This window comes from Paenibacillus hexagrammi (assembly GCF_021513275.1).
Classification (GTDB): Bacteria; Bacillota; Bacilli; order Paenibacillales; family NBRC-103111; genus Paenibacillus_E; species Paenibacillus_E hexagrammi.
Genome location: NZ_CP090978.1, coordinates 5,467,907 through 5,488,706, shown reverse-complemented (window position 1 = coordinate 5,488,706; position 20,800 = coordinate 5,467,907). Strand labels below are relative to the sequence as shown.

Annotated in this window: 18 protein-coding genes; 8 read left to right on the top strand and 10 right to left on the bottom strand. The window is 41.1% G+C overall.

Features of this window, described 5'->3' with window-relative positions; translation table 11 throughout:
* Positions 1-191 precede the first annotated feature (191 nt).
* The 6 genes from L0M14_RS24930 to L0M14_RS24910 all read left to right on the top strand — a co-directional run bounded on the left by L0M14_RS24930 (position 192) and on the right by L0M14_RS24910 (position 9,180).
* On the top strand, positions 192-815 hold the full coding sequence (locus L0M14_RS24930; protein ID WP_235119135.1) for a hypothetical protein: 624 nt from the start codon (positions 192-194) through the stop codon (positions 813-815).
* Positions 812-1,012: a VanZ family protein gene (locus tag L0M14_RS32075; RefSeq protein ID WP_350340482.1), complete on the top strand. Its 201-nt coding sequence runs from the start codon at positions 812-814 to the stop codon at positions 1,010-1,012. The genes L0M14_RS24930 and L0M14_RS32075 overlap by 4 nt, the downstream gene beginning before the upstream one ends.
* Complete coding sequence (locus L0M14_RS24925; protein ID WP_235119134.1) at positions 1,009-5,916, top strand: hypothetical protein; 4,908 nt, start codon at positions 1,009-1,011, stop codon at positions 5,914-5,916. Before L0M14_RS32075 ends, L0M14_RS24925 begins: the two co-directional genes overlap by 4 nt.
* A gap of 69 nt (positions 5,917-5,985) precedes the next feature.
* The gene (locus L0M14_RS24920) at positions 5,986-6,864 is read left to right on the top strand and encodes a glycosyltransferase family 2 protein (RefSeq protein WP_235119133.1); all 879 of its coding nucleotides are present in this window, start codon (positions 5,986-5,988) and stop codon (positions 6,862-6,864) included.
* A gap of 22 nt (positions 6,865-6,886) precedes the next feature.
* Positions 6,887-7,651, top strand: a complete 765-nt coding sequence (locus tag L0M14_RS24915) for a GT-D fold domain-containing glycosyltransferase (RefSeq protein WP_235119132.1) — start codon at positions 6,887-6,889, stop codon at positions 7,649-7,651.
* A gap of 23 nt (positions 7,652-7,674) precedes the next feature.
* Positions 7,675-9,180, top strand: a complete 1,506-nt coding sequence (locus L0M14_RS24910; protein ID WP_235119131.1) for a lipopolysaccharide biosynthesis protein — start codon at positions 7,675-7,677, stop codon at positions 9,178-9,180.
* Between the two features lie 11 nt (positions 9,181-9,191).
* Here L0M14_RS24910 and L0M14_RS24905 read toward each other — a convergent pair whose 3' ends face one another.
* From L0M14_RS24905 to L0M14_RS24860, 10 genes are all read right to left on the bottom strand, one after another.
* Positions 9,192-10,598, bottom strand: coding sequence for an O-antigen ligase family protein (locus tag L0M14_RS24905; protein ID WP_235119130.1), 1,407 nt, complete (start codon positions 10,596-10,598; stop codon positions 9,192-9,194).
* A gap of 3 nt (positions 10,599-10,601) precedes the next feature.
* Positions 10,602-11,681 carry a glycosyltransferase family 4 protein gene (locus L0M14_RS24900; protein ID WP_235119129.1) on the bottom strand — a complete coding sequence of 360 codons (1,080 nt, stop codon included), beginning with the start codon at positions 11,679-11,681 and terminating at the stop codon, positions 10,602-10,604.
* A 41-nt stretch (positions 11,682-11,722) separates the two neighbouring features.
* The gene (locus tag L0M14_RS24895) at positions 11,723-12,241 is read right to left on the bottom strand and encodes a glycosyltransferase (RefSeq protein WP_235119128.1); all 519 of its coding nucleotides are present in this window, start codon (positions 12,239-12,241) and stop codon (positions 11,723-11,725) included.
* A gap of 113 nt (positions 12,242-12,354) precedes the next feature.
* Positions 12,355-12,912 (bottom strand): hypothetical protein, encoded by a 558-nt coding sequence (locus L0M14_RS24890; protein ID WP_235119127.1) that lies wholly within the window; start codon positions 12,910-12,912, stop codon positions 12,355-12,357.
* Positions 12,913-12,979: 67 nt separating this feature from the next.
* On the bottom strand, positions 12,980-13,732 hold the full coding sequence (locus L0M14_RS24885; protein ID WP_235119126.1) for a CpsD/CapB family tyrosine-protein kinase: 753 nt from the start codon (positions 13,730-13,732) through the stop codon (positions 12,980-12,982).
* Between the two features lie 20 nt (positions 13,733-13,752).
* Complete coding sequence (locus tag L0M14_RS24880; RefSeq protein WP_235119125.1) at positions 13,753-14,280, bottom strand: YveK family protein; 528 nt, start codon at positions 14,278-14,280, stop codon at positions 13,753-13,755.
* A gap of 58 nt (positions 14,281-14,338) precedes the next feature.
* Positions 14,339-15,610, bottom strand: coding sequence for a nucleotide sugar dehydrogenase (locus tag L0M14_RS24875; RefSeq protein WP_235123029.1), 1,272 nt, complete (start codon positions 15,608-15,610; stop codon positions 14,339-14,341).
* Positions 15,606-16,376: a WecB/TagA/CpsF family glycosyltransferase gene (locus L0M14_RS24870; protein ID WP_235119124.1), complete on the bottom strand. Its 771-nt coding sequence runs from the start codon at positions 16,374-16,376 to the stop codon at positions 15,606-15,608. The genes L0M14_RS24875 and L0M14_RS24870 overlap by 5 nt, the downstream gene beginning before the upstream one ends.
* Before the next feature lie 2 nt (positions 16,377-16,378).
* On the bottom strand, positions 16,379-17,032 hold the full coding sequence (locus L0M14_RS24865) for a sugar transferase (RefSeq protein ID WP_235119123.1): 654 nt from the start codon (positions 17,030-17,032) through the stop codon (positions 16,379-16,381).
* A gap of 208 nt (positions 17,033-17,240) precedes the next feature.
* The gene (locus L0M14_RS24860) at positions 17,241-17,813 is read right to left on the bottom strand and encodes a hypothetical protein (protein WP_235119122.1); all 573 of its coding nucleotides are present in this window, start codon (positions 17,811-17,813) and stop codon (positions 17,241-17,243) included.
* A 529-nt stretch (positions 17,814-18,342) separates the two neighbouring features.
* Between L0M14_RS24860 and L0M14_RS24855 the strand changes: the two genes are divergently transcribed.
* Both L0M14_RS24855 and bioB read left to right on the top strand, forming a co-directional pair.
* Complete coding sequence (locus L0M14_RS24855) at positions 18,343-19,203, top strand: inositol monophosphatase family protein (RefSeq protein ID WP_235119121.1); 861 nt, start codon at positions 18,343-18,345, stop codon at positions 19,201-19,203.
* 498 nt (positions 19,204-19,701) lie between these two features.
* The gene (gene bioB / locus L0M14_RS24850) at positions 19,702-20,697 is read left to right on the top strand and encodes a biotin synthase BioB (RefSeq protein WP_235119120.1); all 996 of its coding nucleotides are present in this window, start codon (positions 19,702-19,704) and stop codon (positions 20,695-20,697) included.
* Positions 20,698-20,800 lie beyond the last annotated feature (103 nt).

The window sequence follows — 20,800 nt, the reverse complement described above, 5'->3', positions numbered from 1 at the left end:
TGGAAATAGTTGTTCCATGATAAAATGCAGTTGCAGGTTTCAATTTTTATTAAATATGAAAACCTTAGAGGCCTACATATGAATCATCTCCCCCACGATCAACGAAAAGAAACGTAAAAAGGCTCCCTTTTCATAAACGGTATATTCTGATTTCATCTGTACTTATTTGTTTATTTGCTGCAGCTTATTATTTGAGCAGTTTGTCTGAAGAGTTTTCTCTTTTTCACTCAACCCCCACGCAAAAGCCTTTGCTTATCTCTATTGATTATTTTATTCCCAATCTTTCGATACCTTACGGAGGCAAACTTATTCAAAATCATCCAGTAAGGCTTCAGAATCCAAGTTTTTCAGGAGGTACAGCGACCTATTCTGTATCACCTGATTCGGCAATTCAGTTAGATTTTAATGGTGATGGCATTACATGGATAGGATATTCCAGTGATTTTAATGGCTGTGTGAATGTCTATATTGACCATAAGTTGGCAACTTCTAAAGATTTATATTCCTCCACTCTCCTTCTTCATCAAACTTTATTTGAAACGGATGGACTGCCTAATGGTGCCCATACTATTTCCATACAAGCAAATGGAAAGAAACATGAAGATTCTAAGGGCTATAATATCGGAACAGATTACTTTGTGATATCAGATAGGAATGATAACAGTGTTATTCAAGATACAGATTCACGTGTTACATACATAAATGCGAATCATTATGCTTATTTGGATTTTGTGGCTAGAAAAATGGCACATTTTATTGAGTTTTTTATATTATCGGCTGGGCTGATGGTGGGGGGCGTTATCTGTTACCAATGAAACAGGGATTGCTTATCTTCATTGTCTACACAACTATTTTGATTTGGGCGGTTCTAGATGAATTCCATCAATCATTTGTACCTGGTAGAACACCAAGTGTGACCGATATATGTGTTGATTATGCCGGAACAGTTGCTTTCGCACTGCTTCATATCATATATTCTGTTTTTTGCAAAAGGGGAGGTAGTACGAAGTGAAGAAAATGGTTTCTCTCGTATTAGTGTTATTACTTTTGATTCAGGGATTTGTCGGAATTGCATGGGCCACGGCTGATACTAAATGGGTAACGATTCCAATGAATGGGCAAAATTCGGCTGTTCAATTTTCAGGTGAATGGGATGTGGTATCTGAAAGTATCCTTTCACAGAATACATCTTATTTCACTAAAGATAGTGCCGCAAGCTTTTCATTTACCTTTTCAGGAAGCGGATTCAGGTATACGGGGACCAAGACGAAATATAATGATGCATTGTACATTGCCATTGATGACCAACCTTACACCAGGGTAACGTCTGTTACAAATAAAGAATTGCAGTATCAACAAGTACTGTTTGAAAAAATGGGGCTTACGAATGGACCTCACCGTGTGCGGATCTCACTGCAGCAGAATCCAGTTGTAAAAGCTTCATCCGTGCAGAACATCCCACTGCTTAGACTACTTTTGCGTATTGGCCAATACAGGATGAATGTTGGAAGTATTCAAATTATTCCTATCGTACCGGATCCTCCGGTAGATGTCGCTGCATCTTGGCAAGATGGTAGTGTTCGATTGTCTTGGAAAGCGGTGCCTATGGCTGACGGGTACCAAGTATACAAATCTGAGCGGATCGATGACGGTTATACGATAGTATCCACGAATATCTCTACAACGGAGTATACAGATGCCAATGTAACGCCTTCATATAATAATTCCAAGGTGTACTACTATAAAATCGCTGCACTTTCGGGTACAGTCTCTTCCGATCTATCCAATTTTGCGAGTGTTGTAGTTCCTCAAAAAGTTGATCCCTCTGTGCAATTTGTTACAATTGAAGATTCAGATCCATTTATCCATTATGCGGGAAATTGGGATGATGTGAACGATAGTTCTCTTTTTTCGGCGGGTCATTCCAAGTTTTCTAAAGATAAGAATGCCTCATTGTCATTCACATATACAGGCAAAGGATTTCGTTATGTTGGAACGAGAATAAAGAAGAACGGGCTTTTACTGGTAGAGATCGATGGTAAGTTGACTACAGCAGTATTGCCGATTGCTCTTAAAGATCCCCAATATCAACAAGTGCTTTACCAAAATGAAAATTTGACCTATGGGCTGCATCAGGTTCGTATCTCGTTGCAGATCAAGGATGATGATACCAGCGTGTCAAGGGATTTTCTACTTGATAGCACGCAAAGCGTTCTGGAATCTGTCTATAGTGCCGTCACAGCCCATAATACGGAGCCTTCATCCGCATACGAATCTAACAATAAATGGAACCAGTACCGTATCAACACGGATCGCATTGAGATTGCTATGGGTGTACCAGAATCTCCAGAACATCTAAAAGCGACATGGGCGAATGATCAAGCTGAATTGACGTGGGATGTCGTAGATCTGGCTCAAGGTTATCAAGTGTATCGATCTGAGCAACCCGATCAGGGATTCCAGGCTATTTCTGGCATTGTAACTTCTCCGTCCTACATCGATAGTTCCATACAACGCTCGAATGAGGGACAAAAAACGTACTACTACAAGGTAGCCAGTAATGCCTACTCCAATCAATCATCGTTGTCTAGCTCTGCTAGTGTTATTGTGCCACAAGTTGCAAGCCTTTCGCTGCAAGCTGCTTTCGTTGATAGTGAAGTTAAATTAACATGGAATTCGTCGGTAGACGCAGCGCGATATTGGGTGTACCGATCCGAAGGTTCTGATTCTACCTACACGAGGATAGGAGAAGGCTCGATATTGTCGGGTAGTCAAGGAACGTTTCATGATACTTCTGTACTTGGAACCTATGCAGCGGACAAAACCTTTAGATATTATGTGACCGCTACTGACATGGGGGGCATACCTTTAATTACCTCAAACATTGCTTCAGTAACAATAAGTAAGAATGCAGCTGAGGTGCCGACTCAAGTAAATGCTTTGAAAGGTGCCGATGGGAAGATTGAGCTATCGTGGTTGCCAAGTTACAACGCCAAGGAGTATCGAGTATATAGAAGCACTGAACCTAATGAGGATTTGCAAAATATTAGCAGTGGTGTCTTGCTGCAGGAGACTAGCTACAAGGACAGCAACCTTCCGATAAGTACCGATCGTGATACCGTTGTTCGATACTTCGTGACGGCAGTGAATGTCTATGGAGTCGAGTCAGCTTTCTCAACACCGGCCACCATTATCATCCCAAAACCTGTAGTTCTCACATTGAATACATCATTTTCCTCCGACGGAGTGAATTTGAATTGGAATCCGATTGATGGAGCCAAGTTCTATGAGGTTTACAGGTCGAGCGATGGATCCGCCTATAGAACGATAGGTGCCGGGGCTGTAATGTCTAATGTATACGGGCAATTTACAGATTCGTCCGTATTGACAAGTGTTGCAATGGATACAGAATACAAGTACTATGTGACGGCACTTGATGAAAATAGGAAGATGATGCTTCAATCGATGCCGGTATCTTGTATGATCCCTAGGAATACTGCTGATGTCCCTGAACAATTGAACGCAGTAAGAGACACAGACGGAACAGTAAAGGTCACTTGGCTGCCGAGTTCTCATGCTGCGGGATATCGCATTTATCGCAGCGTTCCACCTACAGGGAAAATGCAGATAATTAGCGGAGATGACTTACTGGTAAATACAAGCTTTATCGACAGCAGTCTTCCGACAAATTTAGAAATTGACACCGTATTCCAATACCAGGTAACAGCGGTGAATATGTTTGGGGTAGAAACAGAGCTATCGACAGCAGCAGCGATAACGATCCCTAAGTCGGAATCCCTTACTTTGAACGCAACCGTCTCCAATGAAGGCGTCAATTTGAATTGGAATGTAATCAACGGAGCAGTTGAGTACCAAGTTAACCAATCTACAGACGACGGTTCCACTTATACGATTCTCGGCTCAGGATCGGTAGTTTCCAATGTATATGGTCTATATATAGATACGTCAATCTTGGTCTCACATGCTAATAATAAGACATACAGTTACTACATAACAGCAATTAATAACACTGGCAAAGTAGTAGTCAAGTCGAATGTCGCATCTGTAATGATTTCAAAGAACACAGCGGATACACCGGAACAAGTAAACGGTATTAAAAATAATGATGGCTCTGTCACGCTTACTTGGGCGCCGAGCCAAAATGCAAGTGAATATCGCGTGTATCGGAGCTTAAAAGCGAATGAAGGCTATGTGAGAATAAACGGAGAGTTGCTGCAAAAATCTACTTACACGGAGATTAGCCCTCCTTTGAATGTAGAAGGGGAGACGATGTTGTATTACGAGGTGACGGCGCTGGATGCATATGGCAATGAATCCGCCGCATCGGTACCTGTCTCCATCTCATTTGCTCCAAAGGTGACAGCCAGTCTTATTCTGGACAGTGGAGACCCCGGTCTCATCTACACCGGTAAATGGTATGATTTATCGGGTCAATCCTATCAGAATGGGCATGCTGCATACACGTATGATTCGGCTGCTTCAGTCAATGCCTTTTTCAAAGGTACTTATTTTGAATGGATGGGATTTAAAAATCTTTATGGCGGGATGGCAGATATTTATGTAGACGGTGTGCTTAGCGCTACAATTGATACCTATGCAAACTCTATGCAGGAGAAGCAAGTTTTATTTAGTAAGAGCCTAACAGATGAGATTCATAGTATTAAAATTGTAAAATCCCGTTCTGTTAATCCCAAAGCATTAGGCTCCAACATCCCGGTAGATTCCATTGGCATAAACGGCACGCAGATTACGCGTCTAGAGGAAACCAGTTCAGCTGTCCGATATACAGGAACCTTCTCAGTGTTGAATAATGACCAGATCTCAGCAGGTAAAGCATTGTACTCTTATGGAAATGGTGCTCAGGTGGCAGTTGTTTTTAAGGGTACCAGTTTTGAATGGTACGGATTTAAAGGGCCGTGGAACGGAATTGCCAATGTGTATATCGACAATAAGTTAGTAGGTACAGTAGATTCATATCAATCTTCTTTTTCCTATATGCAAAGATTATTTGCTGCTCAAGATCTGACGGACTCTTTGCATGTATTTAAAATTGTAAATACGACAACTAGAAACCCAAATTCTCAAGGCTCTAACTTGCCTGTGGACTTCTTTCAAATCGATGGACGGGTTGGATCTCTCATTGAAAACGACGATGCTTCACTGAAGTACAATGCCAATTGGAGCCAGAATCTGAATGACGCCCATTCCGGTAAGACTGCTAGCTATTCATGGGATTTATATGCAAATGTACAGTTTACATTTACAGGTACTTCTGTGGCATGGTTCGGATACACTAATATGTATAATGGCATTGCGGATGTATATATCGATAATAAGTATATTACACAAATTGATACTTATTCGAGTGAGGCTAAGTTCAATCAATTATTGTATCAGACCTCGAATCTCACTAATGGAATTCACACGATAAAAGTTGAACGAAGCGGCAAGAAAAATACAGCATCCTCTGGTACAAATTTACCTATAGATTACTTCATAACGGATGGGGCAGCCAGCAAAATTAGCGATGATAAAGATGCGAGCGTTCAATACACTGGCACATGGACAACGTACTCAAATAGTATTTTCTATAATTTATCATCGCAATATACTTGGTACCCAAGCGCCTCAGCGACCTATTCCTTTACTGGAACGGGCGTGTCCGTAATTGGCTTTAAAAGTGACTGGGGTGGCAAGCAAAGCTATTATATCGATGGTAGATTTGCAGGTGAATCAGATACGTATGCAGCGACGTTATTACCAAACGTAGTCTTGTATGAAAATAAGGGACTGAGTGCTGGCACACATACGTTAAAAATTGTTCCAAGCGGCTCATCGAACCCGTTATCGCATGGTAGTAATATTAGCATTGATGCTTTTGTGGTATATCCGTAAAATAGTGATAAGGGGTTACAGTCGCGTAACCCTTTTTCTTTTTGATCCCAAATAGACGGGAGAATGGCCATGGAATCGTTTCTTACAGTGTTCACTCCGACATACAATCGCTCCCATACTCTGCCTCGATTATATGAGAGTTTATGTCAACAAACCCGCAAGGATTTTATATGGATCGTAGTGGACGATGGATCTACGGACCATACTGCTGCTCTAGTTAACACATGGATAAAAGAAGAACGCTGTAATATTCAATATTACTTTCAAACTAATCGAGGCAAGCAATTTGCTCATAATCGAGGAGTTGAACTAGCTACTACCGAGCTCTTTGTTTGTGTAGACTCAGACGACTATTTGACTCCTAACGCTGTAGGTAATATTGGCTCAAAATGGGAAAGGTGTAGTGATACGAAACATGTTTGCGGTATTCTTTCCTTGCGCGGGTATCCAGATGGAAGTTTAAATGGAAGCGGGTTTCCACAAGGAGTGGAGACAACTTCTATTTATGACCTTTATACAAAGCATGGATTTAGTGGGGACACCATGCTTGTTTTTACCCTAAATATTTTACGGCAGTTTCCCTTTCCTGAAATTCCAGGAGAACGTTTCATTAATGAGGCTATTGTTTACAATCGTATTTCTAAACAATACACAATGGCTATATTGGATCAAATTTTATATGTAGGACAATATTTGCCTGATGGGTACACCCATAACATCGTTGAAATTATGCGCCAAAACCCAAGGGGATTCAGCTTGTATTACAAGGAACTAGTGCTTATGGAAAAAAGCCTCCTTAGGAAATGGAAGTATGCAGCGCAGTATATTGCATTTGCCGTTCATGGTGAAGAACAGCATATGATCAAGAACTCGGCCTTTCCATTGCTTTCATTGTTGTTGTTTCCACTTGGGCTGTGGTACTACAGAAAGAAGCTGAAATCCGTCTAGAAGGGAAAGAGTTGATCTAGATTTGAATTCAAGAAAAATAATAAACAAAGTAAAGAACTGGTCTAGAATTCTTTCAAGCTTAACGTGTTCTTTCATGCCCAGCCGGGCGACTATCATCAATGATAGGGACACCGCGCAGTGTCTGATTAGACAACCTTTATCGCTAATTCGTTTTGGAGACGGAGAATTTATCATAATCAATGGAGGCAGCATTCATTATCAGGCGTATTCTGATGAATTGAAGCAGCAGCTCCTTCAAATTGTTGAGGAATATAATGAAGAAGGTGTTGAGGCAGGTTATATGCTGGCAATGCCAAGAGCTTTCTTTAAGTCTTCAGGATTCTATTTATTAAAGAGGCTTATATATGTACGTTGCTGGGCTATACCCAAGCAAACTTTTAGGAAATTGTGCAGGCAAGATGGTGGTTTGTATGGAGATGCGTTTTTATTTCAAAAAGGCAATAAAGTCATATATCAGCCAATCTGGAAGCGAGCAAAAAACATTATATTTATTCACTCCAATCCAGCATGCTATCAGTCTTTTAGAGAACAGTTCAATGGGCGAACTTACTATATTGAAATTCCCACAGCCAATTGCTTCGATTATATTCATGATATAATTCATCAGATTCATCATATAGCAAGTACACAGCAATTGACTTTGTCTAAGACAAGGGTTCTTATTTCAGCAGGACCCGCTGCTAAAGTAATGGTTCATCAGCTTTGTAAGCAAGGTATCGTTGCCTATGATACGGGGCATTGCTGGGATGATCCCTTAGTGTTGTAATTCCTGCATAGATGGAGACTATGATGCGTACAAAAAAAGCCATGTATAATTTTTTAACCTACTTTCTCTTACAAATCATATCGAATGTAACGGGATTCATTTTACCTGTTATGGTCATTCAACATTATGGCTCTGTTGTGAATGGTATTATTGCAGTTGTTAAGCAATTTATGGTGTTTTTCAACTTAATCGAAACGGGGGTGGGAATGGCCGCCATCCAACTTTTGTTTAACCCATTAGCTAATCGGGAAGCCATGAAGATCAATCAGATTCTATCGGCATCTAGAAGGTTCTATCATCGCACGGGGGCGTGGCTTGCTCTCATCGTTACATTGTTTGCCATCGTCTATCCTTCGTTAGTACATGGTTCTCTTTCAAAGGTGTATATGACTGCTCTCATATTGGTCGTATTAGGAGCGGGAGTAGCCGAATACCTGCTTATGGGAACCTATCGGGTATTACTGACAGCTGACCAGAAGAGCTATGTGGTAAGCCTAGTCCAGTCGGTAGGATTGATAGCTAATAATATGATAGCCATTACATTAATTACGTTGGACAGCAGTATCTTGATCGTACAATTGATAGCTTCTGCTGTTTACGTTTCACGTGTGTCCATTTTAGCTTTTTATGTGAAGAGGAACTATAAGGATTTAAATATAAAGGTAAACGCTACAATGGATGTTATTCCAACTAGATGGGATACCTTTATGCAGCAAATTGCTTCAATGGCTATTTTTAACATGCCAATGATCGTCTTAAGCATGTTCTCCGATTTTAAAGCAGTTAGTTTATATGCTGTTTACAATACAGTTTTTGGCGCAGTTAGTATGCTTATTCTTTCATTTTCTAGTGGTATCATGTCGGGATTTGGGCAATTAATTGCACTTAAAGATAAAAGACAGCTTCAACAAGCGTACAATATGTATGAATACATCTACTATATCATCATGATTTGGGGATATACCTGTTCAGTGCTTCTAATTATGCCCTTCGTTCGTTTGTATACGGCAAAGCTACATGACCCGGCGTACGTCGACCCTTTATTAGCTATGATGTTTGTTGCGGTAGGCCTGCTTAACCATATAAGGGAACCGCAGTACACGATCGTAATCGCAGCAGGGCACTATAAAGAGACTAGGATGAGAATGCTCGTCGAAGCCTGCATTAACGTTGTTGCCTCACTTGTATTTGTCATGTTTTTTGGAATTTACGGTGTGTTGTTAGGCGGAATTTGTTCGTTCTTATTTAGAGCCATAGACTTAATCCATTACGGAAACCGTGTTGTATTGAAAAAATCCCCTTACCATTCTGTAAGGAGATTAGTCGTTAATATCATTGCTGCGGCATGTATAGTTGGGGGAGGCGGGAGATTCATAGAAAACTCTTCAAATTGGATCGAATGGATTTTTGAATCGATAATCGTGGCGATAGTTGTAATGTCAGTATTTATCGTCTGCAATGTTGTCGCGGAACCGGCATCAGCTAAAGAGCTTACCTCTAGAATCAAAAGGCTGATAGGAAAAACATAATAGTTGATCTATTAGGCCAATTTGATATTTACTGGAAATCTGGATAAAGCAGCAGCGTAACGTTCTCCTATAAATACGAGCACCCAAAGCATCATTTGGACTGTAAATGAGCCGTTCAAAGCATTAAATGTGCCTAAATTGGCTAAGAAAGCAATAAACCCTACTAGGAATCCAATTAGCGTTAGGGAACTGGTTTTATCACGAGAACGAATGATAGCTCCGATTAGTCTACTTATAACAATGATTAAGATCAGGAAGAAAGGAATGCTTCCCATAACGCCGTGATCCAAAACTAAAGCAGTCCAAGAATTTTCCATGCCCCAATTCGTAGTAACCGTGTACTTGCTGTACCTATCTGTTTGTTTAAAGTTATCTGCATTTAAAGGACCCAATCCCCATAGCCAATAATGCTTCATTGTATCTATAGCCCATAGTACGGAGTAGTACCTATTTAAATCTCCCTCACTGGACAAAGACTCGCTACTTGTAGCCTTTACACGCGTCAAAATTTGATTGTCTGTAGTAAGAAGACCAATTAGGAGCATAAAGGCCGTAGTAATGACGACGATCACTCTTAAGCTTACCAAGCGTTTTATAAAAATAAATAGTACGAGCAGCATACCGCTGAGGAGAAGGAAGTAAAAGCTAGATCGTGATCCTGTTACGAGAATACCACCTGATAAGAGCAGTGATGATATCAGACTTTTGAACTGTAGTCTTTCTTCGAACATTCTAGCTACGTTAATCGGAAACCACATTAAAAAAAGCAACCCGGCAACAAGGGGGTGCTCCAGTGTCCCTGCTGCCCTGTAAACGGCACTGTATTGCTTGCTGACATCGACAAAAGAAGCTAAACCATGATATAAGAAGTTGTATTTCATGACATATTCGATAAGACAATAACCTGCAACAATAGTTAAAATTGAGTTAATCAGCTCAAAGATCCATATGTGGAGATTTTCTTTTTTTTGTGTATATTGTTTTAAGCAAATATAGAATAAATAGCCACCAAAAATGTTGACATATAGATATTTAACTCCCCATGTTGCATTCATAATAGAAAGTTTTGTGGAGATCGCACTAGTCACTAAGTAAATAAGAATCAAGACATCGAAAGTAGAAAATTTGTCAAATTGAAAGCGGCATGTAAATAATACAGTAACCGCAAAGATTTGGCACAATATTAATGCGGGAAACAGGAAAAACCTTCCGTTCTCTACAACGTTCATTCGCATAATAGGTACGGTGAACAGAATGAGGAAGATTACGAAAATAAGCCATTTCGGGCTTTCTTTGAGTTGAATCAGAGCAATCAATAAAGGAATCGCTGATAAGAATAGAGCAATGTATTCATTCTTTTGAAATAGCAATCCGAGAACTATTCCAGATAAGACATAAAGTACAATCGCAGCTTTCATGAACTACCTCCGGGATACCTCCCTGTAGACTTCTAAGAGTCGGTTCAGCTTGGTTTCTAATCGAAATCTATCTTGTATGGACTGGAGAGCATTTGCTTTCAACGAGCGCCTCAGTAGTAAATCTCTTTGAATGAATAAGATTTTCTCGGCCAATTCCTCGGAAGAAGGTTCAATTAAGAATCCATTGAATCCATCTGTAATGATTTCACTAACGGCTCCCCGATTAAAGGCGATGAGCGGAATTCCTGCCGAAAGCGCCTCAAGCAGTGTCATTCCGAAAGATTCTTGCCAGATGGAGGAGAATACGAAAGTATCAAAAAGCGTGTAGATTTCAGAAGTATCAGTAAGCAAACCAGTAAACTGGACATATTCATTTAGAGACAATTGCTCTGTAATATGTTCAAGTTCCCCACGATAAGGTCCTTCACCAACTATAACCAATTTGCAGGCTACACCTTGTTCAATAAGTAGCTTGATCGCATGTATGACGTACTGTACGCCCTTTCCATGTAAAAGCCTTGCAACTACCCCGACTACAAAATCATCTTCATTTAGGTTTAATTGTTTACGCAAATACTGACGATTGTTCAAGACCGGTCTAACAAGGATGCCATTATGTATTACCTCGATTTTTGAAGAAGCAATGTTATAAGTATGCTGAAGTTGCATGTTAACAAGATTGGATACGGCTATATGCTTGTTTATTAGTAAATCAATGAACCGCATGACCCATCGATCCCGTTTTAGTTTCCAGCCTTTCGTATTTAGAAGCCTACCTCCATGGTCAGATCGAATAATATGGGCAGAATTAAATAACCACGCGAACACAATTGTCGAAATAATGGAATGGAAGTGTATGATATCAAATGGCTGGCTTCGCAAGTAGCGAATAAACTTCCCTATTTCCTTCACATCCAATCCATGTTTCGCCATGAAATAAACTGTCGGAAAGCCTGTCGCTTGAAACTCGGAGAGCAATGTGCCAGAGCCATCAATAACACATATATGGTGCTGGAACTCGCTATCGTTTTGAGCAGCAAGCTCTCTCAGCATATGTAGAAGCAGTTTTTCAGAGCCTCCCATGTGACTTGACCAAGTTACATGTAGAATCGATTTCATAAGATTCACCTGCAGATCGTATACAGAATGTCAGCGAACTTGTTGAACATGGCTTGCTGTGAATACATGTTGGCTGTTCGAACCGCCTCACCAGCCATCATGGGGAAGCGATTCATCATATGTTTACAAGCAGCTGCATAGGAAGTGATGGTGCGATTATCGAGAATCAAGCCATTGCATCCATTGACGACAACGTTAGCGATATCTCCGGCCCTTGTTGTAACGACGGGCAGACCAGAAGCCATGCATTCAAGCAATGCTAGAGGGAAGCCCTCCGTGTGAGAGGCGAACATGGCAAAATCGCCACACGCAAGAATCTCAGGTAATTCTGTGCTTTCTTTTTGTCCGATAAAAAAAATCTGTGACTCTAGAGACAAACGGCTACAAAGCTGTCGAAGCGCTTGTTCCTGCTCTCCAGACCCTACTAATGCCAAATATAATACAATACCTTCTTGACGAAGCGTTGCAATCGAATGGAGAATCAAATCTAATCCTTTGACATTGCTTAATCTGCCAAGAAACATACCTAATGCTCCATCAAGCGGGAGATTGTATTTGTTCCGAAAGTGATTTTTTCGTCCAAGAACCGTATAGTGCGAAGTGTCTACTCCGTTAGGAAGAACGAAGGATTTATTCATTAGGTAAGGAAAAAAGCTGAAGCTTCTTCTAATCCTGAACGACTTGACCAGATTATATGGTCGGCTCGCTGGAAGACACGCTCGATAATTGACATATATAATTTGCCTGCTATACCCGATTGAAACCAAGAGTACTTGGAATTTGCTGCTTTATGCAGTGGAGTTCCATGGACATGATAAATCATTTTGTGCTTTTCCTTTAAGAATGGAATCAACACTTCAGGATTATGAGCATATAGAACCAATTCAGGGTCGTAATGCAGCAGTTTGGCTTTATAGTAGGCCGCTCCCCACGTATAGCGTAAACTTATTGGAATCCTTTGTTTGGTTGGTTTTCTCGAAAGAGCCCCGAGCGAAAAGAACGAGTAGGCATTGTCATGAATCATTCGAGTATGCCAGGAGCCTGGAATCTCATTAGGGTCACTAGACAGTCCAGCGAGACTGAACTCCACTCCTTCATATCTCTGACTCAATAATATTCGCTGAAAGTTTAATTGTCCTCCTAGAGGGAAATCTTTAAAATTATGACCATCGAGATTTAATATCCTAGTTGTCATATGACATATACCTTCCATTAACGTTGAGGATACTTACAACTTCACTGTTAATTCGCTCTCACTTTTATCATTTACAATAATGCCTAAAATTTTGTTTTTTGAAGTATCCAGCAGTTGTAAGGTTTTTCTTAATATGATCTTTTTTGGTGCTGTTGAGGCGAATAGTAATAATGATTCCGTCCATATTCTTTTTAATAATTCTAGCATCTGTCACGGAGAGTAAAGATGGACTATCGATGAATACACAGTCAAATTGCGTTTTCAAATTCTGGCAAAGCTCATCCATTCTCATAGTGCCAAAAAGTTCAGCTGGATGCGGCTGAAGAGGGCCGGCGGGCAAAATGAATAAGCCTGGAATTTGAGTCTCCCGTACAGCATTTCCTAATGTTGAATGTCCTGTAAGGATTGAGCTTAGTCCAACGCGATTTGGAATTTCAAAAACATGATGCAGATGGGGATTGCGCAAATCTCCATCGATCAGCAATACCCGCTTTCCGTCCAGTGCGGTAATAATGCTTAAATTAGAAACAACAGTAGTTTTGCCTTCCCCGGGAGCAGCGCTGCATATTAGAAATAATTTCTGATCTTCGTCCTGCCTTAAATAATGCATGGAGGTGCGAATGGTGCGAAAAGTTTCAGCGATAGCTGAAGCGTGGTCCATTTTAGTGATTAAGATTATACCTTTCTTAACTTTCTTAAAAGATTGAATAGTACCAAGAATAAATGAATCACACACAGTGAATAAATCCTCTTCAGTTCGAATTCGTGTATCTAAAAGTCTAATGGAAAGAATGAGACCAAGGGAGAAAACGATACCCATAACTGCACTTATTGCTGTATTCAATTTGGTTGCAGGGCTAACGGGGGAACCGGACTATTCACAACCGCTTCATCCACAATAGATACATTGTCTACATTCATAATCGCTTTGAGATTTTCACTGAAGGCTTTAGCCACTAAATTGACTAAATTAGTTGCAAGAATATAATCAGTATACTGTGCTGTAATGGTAATAACCTGGGAATTGTTGGACGTACTAACTGTAATAATTCGACGTATTTCTGAAGCGGAAAGAGTGGTGTGATACTCCGTCTGCATTTCATGAGAAACGATATTTAATACCTTATTACTTAAGATGATATCTCGATATGTACCTATTAATTTCTCATAAAGTAAAACATCGTCAAAGGTTAAGGAATACTTTTCATTGCTGTGTCGGTCATTAATAAGCAAAGTAGCGGAATTGGCATACTCCGGCTTAACAAAGTATGAATTTTGAATATACGTAATGGTTGTGGTGGTAACTGTGATGCAAACAATAATCCACCATCGTGTTCGTAATAATCGCAGAAATTCTTGAAAATTCATTGGAACCCCCCATTATTTACTTGCAAAATTCGGTTCATTAGTCTTAATAAATTCGAACTCATGCTGTATCGGGGATTTCGTTTAAATTATTGTAACTGATATATTGAATAGATGGGTGATTGCTAAGCTTGACGCAGTTTTTTGTATCAAAAATGATGGGAGACTTCATATGCGCTAGCAATTCTCCAGCATCTAAATAATAAAACTCATCGTGGTCAGCTAATACAATAAGTAACTCGCTGCCCACAAGGCAATCTTCCAAAGAAACGAGAGGTACGGGGGAATGATGCGCCTCTACCTTAGGGTCATGAACGTTAATTGTATATAATTCTTTAAGAATATGAATGACTTCCAGTGCAGGGCTTTCTCTGAAATCACTCACGTTACCTTTGTATGTGATGCCAAAAATACTAATTTTTTTATTCATAGAAGGAGATACTATTCTAGTAACTTGTTCTGCTACAAATGCAGGCATAGAGGTGTTGATCTCCCGGGCTGTTTGCATAAGAGGGGTTTGCCCATGAGCCTGCTGAATGATGAAGTAAGGGTCAACTGCTATACAATGACCGCCTACACCCGGACCAGGTTGCAAAATTTGTACACGAGGATGATGATTGGCTAGTTGAATAACTTCTAGGGGATTTACCCCTAAGACGGATGAGGCTTTGGCTAACTCGTTGGCTAAGGCAATATTGACATCACGGTAGGTGTTCTCCATGAGCTTGCACATTTCTGCATTGATACTACTTGTTGTTAAGATGGTGCCAGTTACAAAGCTACGATAGAGACTAGCGGCTTTATTACAAGAAGCTTCATTAATACCGCCAATGATTCGAGCGTTTTCCCTCATTTCAACAATAATTTTACCAGGGAGGACTCTTTCTGGGCAGTGGGCAAGGAAAATGTCTTCACCAACTCTCCAACCCGCTTGAGTTAAAAGATTTGTGACAACACCATCGGTTGTTTTGGGAGGGATAGTTGATTCTATAATTATTAAATTACCGACTTCGAGTACAGGAAGGATGGAATTGATAGCTGATTCTACGTAAGTCAGGTCAGCTTTGTATTCTTCACGAACTGGTGTAGGTACAGCGATAATGAACACATCTGAAGTTGAAGGCGTAGGGAGATAGCTTAAACGATTATGGTTTACTTTTTCGAAGTATGTTTGCAGGAGTGGCTCATCAAAAGGTATCTGTCCTTGTTCAAGCTGAGCAAGCAGCCTGAGGTTGGTGTCGACGCAGATAACCGTATGGTCAGCGCGTGCGAACATAACAGCAGTAGGCAGCCCGATATATCCTAGTCCAACTACACAAATCGTTTCCTTAATTGATGTCATGATTGACTGCCTCCACGGGGTTAAAGTAATGTCTAAGGACGAGCTGGATGAATTTGGTATTACCAATGAGATAGCGCTTCCACATGCGTTGAGGCTCTTGACATAGTCGATATAACCATTCCATCCCAGCTTTTTGCATCCATACAGGTGCTCTGTTTGTATATCCCGCCCAAATATCCAGGCTTCCCCCAACACCCATATTGAAGGGGGTTTGCAAATCGAATAGGTGCTTATTAAGCCAGTACTCTTTTAACGGTGAACTCATTCCTACAAACAATATGTCTGCTTCGCTAGCAGAGATTCTTTTAACAATTTCTTGTTCTTGATCTCTGTGAAAGTAACCATGATGATATCCTGCGATCTGCAGTTTAGGGAAGCGTTTAACCATAGCAGAGACAGCAAGCTCCAACACATTTTCTCTGGCACCTAAAATATATACTCGATACTGTTTTCGTTCGGCCATTTGCAGTAGATGATACATTAGATCAACACCAGCTACACGTTCAGGAATAGGGATTCCTAGTAGTTTGCCTGCCCAAACGATAGCTTGTCCGTCAGCATTAATGATGCTACAGTTGTTAACGATTTTCGTTAATTCCCGATTATCCTTCATTAAAATCAATTTACTTGCATTAATGACTACATGCTGCATAGGGATGCGTTGTTCAATGCAATGCTTGATTTGCTCAATCGTTTGCTGCATGGTTAAGGAATCAATGAAAGTATGCATGAATGAATAGCGATGCTTACTATGCATAATCAAAACGCCCCCTTCCGAGTTATCATAACGGGGATGGTCATGACAATGATTTTCAAATCGAGCCATAAAGAAGCTTCGTTGATGTAGGTGAAGTCCAGGCGGAGCATGTCATAGAAATCAAGCTCATTTCTTCCTGATATTTGCCATAACCCTGTACAGCCGGGAATGACTGAAAGCCTTTTTATTTCATATAACGTGTATTCAGCTACCTCGCGTTCTAAGGGTGGTCTTGGCCCAACTAAACTCATACTTCCAGTTAGAACATTCCATAATTGGGGTAACTCATCTAAACTAGTCTGGCGCAGACATTTTCCGATTTTCGTAATTCTTGGGTCGTTTTTAATTTTGAACATTTTTCCATGGATTTCATTATGTACTTTGATTTCTTCGAGTAGAGTATCGGCCTCAGATACCATCGTGCGGAACTTGTACATTGTAAACCGTTCCCCATGTTTGCCAACACGAATTTGTTTGAAGAGGATAGCCGATGATGGGTTTTCAAGTTTAATAAGGAGAGAAATGAGTAAGAGTAGAGGGGATAAAAGAATCAGTCCTGCCAGAGCACCAATACAATCAAGAACCTTTTTGCATATGATGTAGATTCTGCTCTCTGCTTTTTGGGAATGGATTAGGAAAGTGTCGTTAATATTCATAGTGGCTCCTCCATTTAGATAGAATAGGTGGAGGTTGCGCCACTTGCTCCATGTATGCCTAGCGCCCAAAGAAGCGGCATACACATCATCGCACACCTAGATGAAGTTACGAAATATTTAGGGGAATCTAAGTTTTTCATGGTGTAATTGGAATTATAAGAGTAGTTTGAGGGAAAATAGTTATTTGATATCTTGTAGATGAATGATGCTAGAAGAAAAATGAACTCATTGCATTTAAAAGAGAGCCATTTCGTTTTTTTTGACGGCGCTTTGAACGTGGTGGAAGTCCCTCAAATCGATTAGAAGTCGTGGGAGTTTCTTCCTTAGAAACATCGAGTATGTTTAGTTCTCGTTTGGGATGGTGTATTTCAGATAATTGCTGCATCGGATTGAAGACAGCGTATCCTTGAAGCTTAGCTTTCATTGTAATGTTCTCATCTATAGTAACAATCGTCACTTTTGTTATTGAAACATGTGGTTGTGAGGCAATTTGATGCAAATAGCTGTTTCCATCGTACAGGCTGCTAGTACGTCTATCTCGAATTAGTTTGTCGGGATGTGTGGAAGTGAGAGTTTCTATTACAGTAAGTATGCGAGCCCGTTCACTGCAATCTGGAACAAGTTGTTCAATTTCCTTATTGTAATGAGGACTAATAATGAGCTTGCTATGCTCAATCCATTGTATGAGCTCTTCAGGAAATCTACATAAAACTTGGGAATCAATGAGCATAACATTATTATGCAGTTCTTGTTGTGGGGGGTAAGGATGGCATACTTTCATAGTTGTTTGAACTACTATAATAATTATCGAGCAGTAGTTGGTAGACGGTTTTTTGACAATATACGTAGTGATTGCCGCGGTTGTCATCTATCGTAAGAACAATTGGATGTTTGTCTTTAGTAAGGATTAGATAAAGGGTTTGCTGCTTGAGTCGATTTCGAATCACTTTTTGAATTGAGGCAACAGAGATCATAATCTCCATTGAATATTCATTCAAGTATATATAGAGGTTGAGTGGATTACCATCCGGAAGACATTGGACTTCTGTTACATACAGTTGAACGTCTCCGTAGCGGTGAAGCACACGTTTGAATCTACTGAATACCACCGTCTACACGCCTCCATTCTAAATAATACTTGGTACTCAAGTGCTATTATATCATAATTGCCACCATGGTAAATATAACTAAATGACGAAAATTGTTGGATTTTGGAGGAAATTTAGATGAAACATACTGGTTTTCAAAGCGTATAATTACTATACTTAGTTAGCGTAGATTCTAAATGAAAAGAAAGAGTTGATATATACATGGCAAATGGAACAACTGAACCTTTTGTAGTAGGCAGCAAAAGCTTTACGGCGGTGGCGATTAATACGGCGGCCAAAGCGGGTGAATGGATTAAGAGCAAGCTTGGAGATTTTAGTAGAGTTGATGAAAAATACTCTTCGCATGACCTCGTAACTGAGGTGGATAAAGGCTCGGAGAAACTGATTAAGAATCTCATTATGACGCATTTTCCCAGCCATTCTTTCTTAGGCGAGGAAGGCGTAGAGCCGGGGCCGGCTGCATCGGCCAAAGCTCTGGAAGCAGCAAGTGATGCAGAGTATTTGTGGATCGTAGATCCTATTGACGGCACGACCAATTTCGTACACGGATTCCCTTTCTTCTCTGTCTCGATTGCGCTGGCGTTCAAGGGAGAAGTCATCGTGGGTGTTGTGTATGACCCGATTCGCGATGAATTGTTCGTAGCGGAGAAGGGCAAAGGTGCTTACATGCACGGGAAGAAGACGGCGGTTTCCTTGGATGCGACCCTGGCAGGCAGCCTTGTTGCTACGGGCTTTCCGGCGGACAGAGAAGGGGCGCTTCCTATCAATCTCCGCGGCGTGCAGGCTGTAGCTCCGAAGGTGAGAAATCTTCGGGTAGCGGGCTCGGCGGCGCTGCACATGGCATACGTAGCTGCAGGGAGATTGAGCGGCTTTTGGGAGGTCGGTTTAAGCTCTTGGGACATGGCTGCAGGGGCGTTGCTGATCATAGAATCAGGAGGTAAGGTAACAGACACTCAAGGGAAGCCTTACGAGCTTTCCGTTCGCAACGTGTTGGCGACAAACGGCAGTATTCATGAAGAGCTTCAGCAAGAGCTTGCGAAGGCGGAAGCTACGGGCTTCTAATATCAATGCATACCATAAGGCATGGTTTCGGATACAACTTGGTTGTAGCGAATCCATGCTTTTTTACTTTTATGCATGACCAAGCCTCCTTGTATGTACCGGAATCTATATGTGGGAAACTCGCGGCCCCATTTTCGGTTCTAAGAACACGGGCTCTTCGAGACGACTGAGGTTCCTTTTTCGAGGAGAGTATCGAGTCTTGATTAACGCTTGCCTTCATATTCTACGAGGTGCCTTTACGTGGTTGTGGATAACTTGTGGATATCTGCCCTGAGGCTGTGGGTAGAAGAGTATGTAGTTGTGGATAACCCTCAAAAAGTATGCTTTGTTTGCTAGAGGATAAAGGAGGTAAGCAGACTTTTAAGTTTATGGAATATTTTGGTTGAAGGTGGTAGAATAAAAGCTGGATTGTAAACTGTGTGGTTTGTATTTAGGTTGACAATCGATAATTGGACCAAGTCACGATTATGTTTTCGAAATGGGAAAAGGATGGGGAGAATGAAATCTATCTATGGAGTGGGTTGGCAGCGGTTAGCGGAGAAAGTGCTGCAAGGCAGCGTTATTACAAGGGAGGAAGGGCTAGCGATTATAACGGCGGACGACGATGAGCTGCTGTCCATGATGCAGGCTGCTTACCAGGTGCGAAAGTATTACTACGGCAAAAAGGTCAAGCTCAATCTGATTATTAATGCAAAGAGCGGGCTTTGTCCGGAAGACTGCGGTTATTGCTCACAATCCATAGTTTCCAAGGCGCCGATTGTAAAATATCCGCTTTTGGAGAAGCAGATTCTTGTTGAAGGGGCGCATAAAGCAAAGGAGCTGCAGGTAGGTACATATTGTATCGTGGCTAGCGGCAGGGGGCCTACAGAGAGAGAACTGGATCAGGTGGTTGAGGCAGTGCGGGAAATCAAGGCGACTCTGCCGATGAAGATATGTGCTTGTCTTGGCATTTTGACTGATGAGCAAGCGAGTCGGCTCTACGAGGCCGGTGTGGATCGATACAACCACAATGTGAATACAAGTGCCGGACAATTTAGGCGGATTACCTCGACGCATACCTATGAGGATCGGATTCAGACGGTGGAGAAGGCCAAGCTTGCAGGTATGTCCCCCTGTTCGGGAGCGATCATCGGCATGGGAGAGTCGGACGAGGAAATCGTCGAGATTGCGTTTGCGCTAAGAGAACTGGATGCAGACTCTATTCCCATTAATTTTTTGAATCCGATTCCCGGGACGCCTATGGAGAATAGAAGAGATCTAGATCCTCGAAAATGCTTGAAAGTGCTAGCATTGATGCGGTTGGTGAATCCAACGAAAGAGATTCGAGTTGCGGGCGGACGTGAAGTGAATTTGGGCTCGCTGCAAAGCTTGAGTCTCTATGCGGCCAATTCTGTGTTTGTTGGTGATTATTTGACAACGGAAGGACAGGAAGCGGAGCAAGACCACCGAATGATTGAAGAGCTTGGATTTGAAGTTGAGCAATGCGCTTTATGATTTTTTGGCTAAACAATGGTGGTGAAAACGGTACGGATACACTATAATAAGTTTTGTATCTTAGTTTAAACGTTTCAATTAAACGTAAAGGCATGTTCCTAGT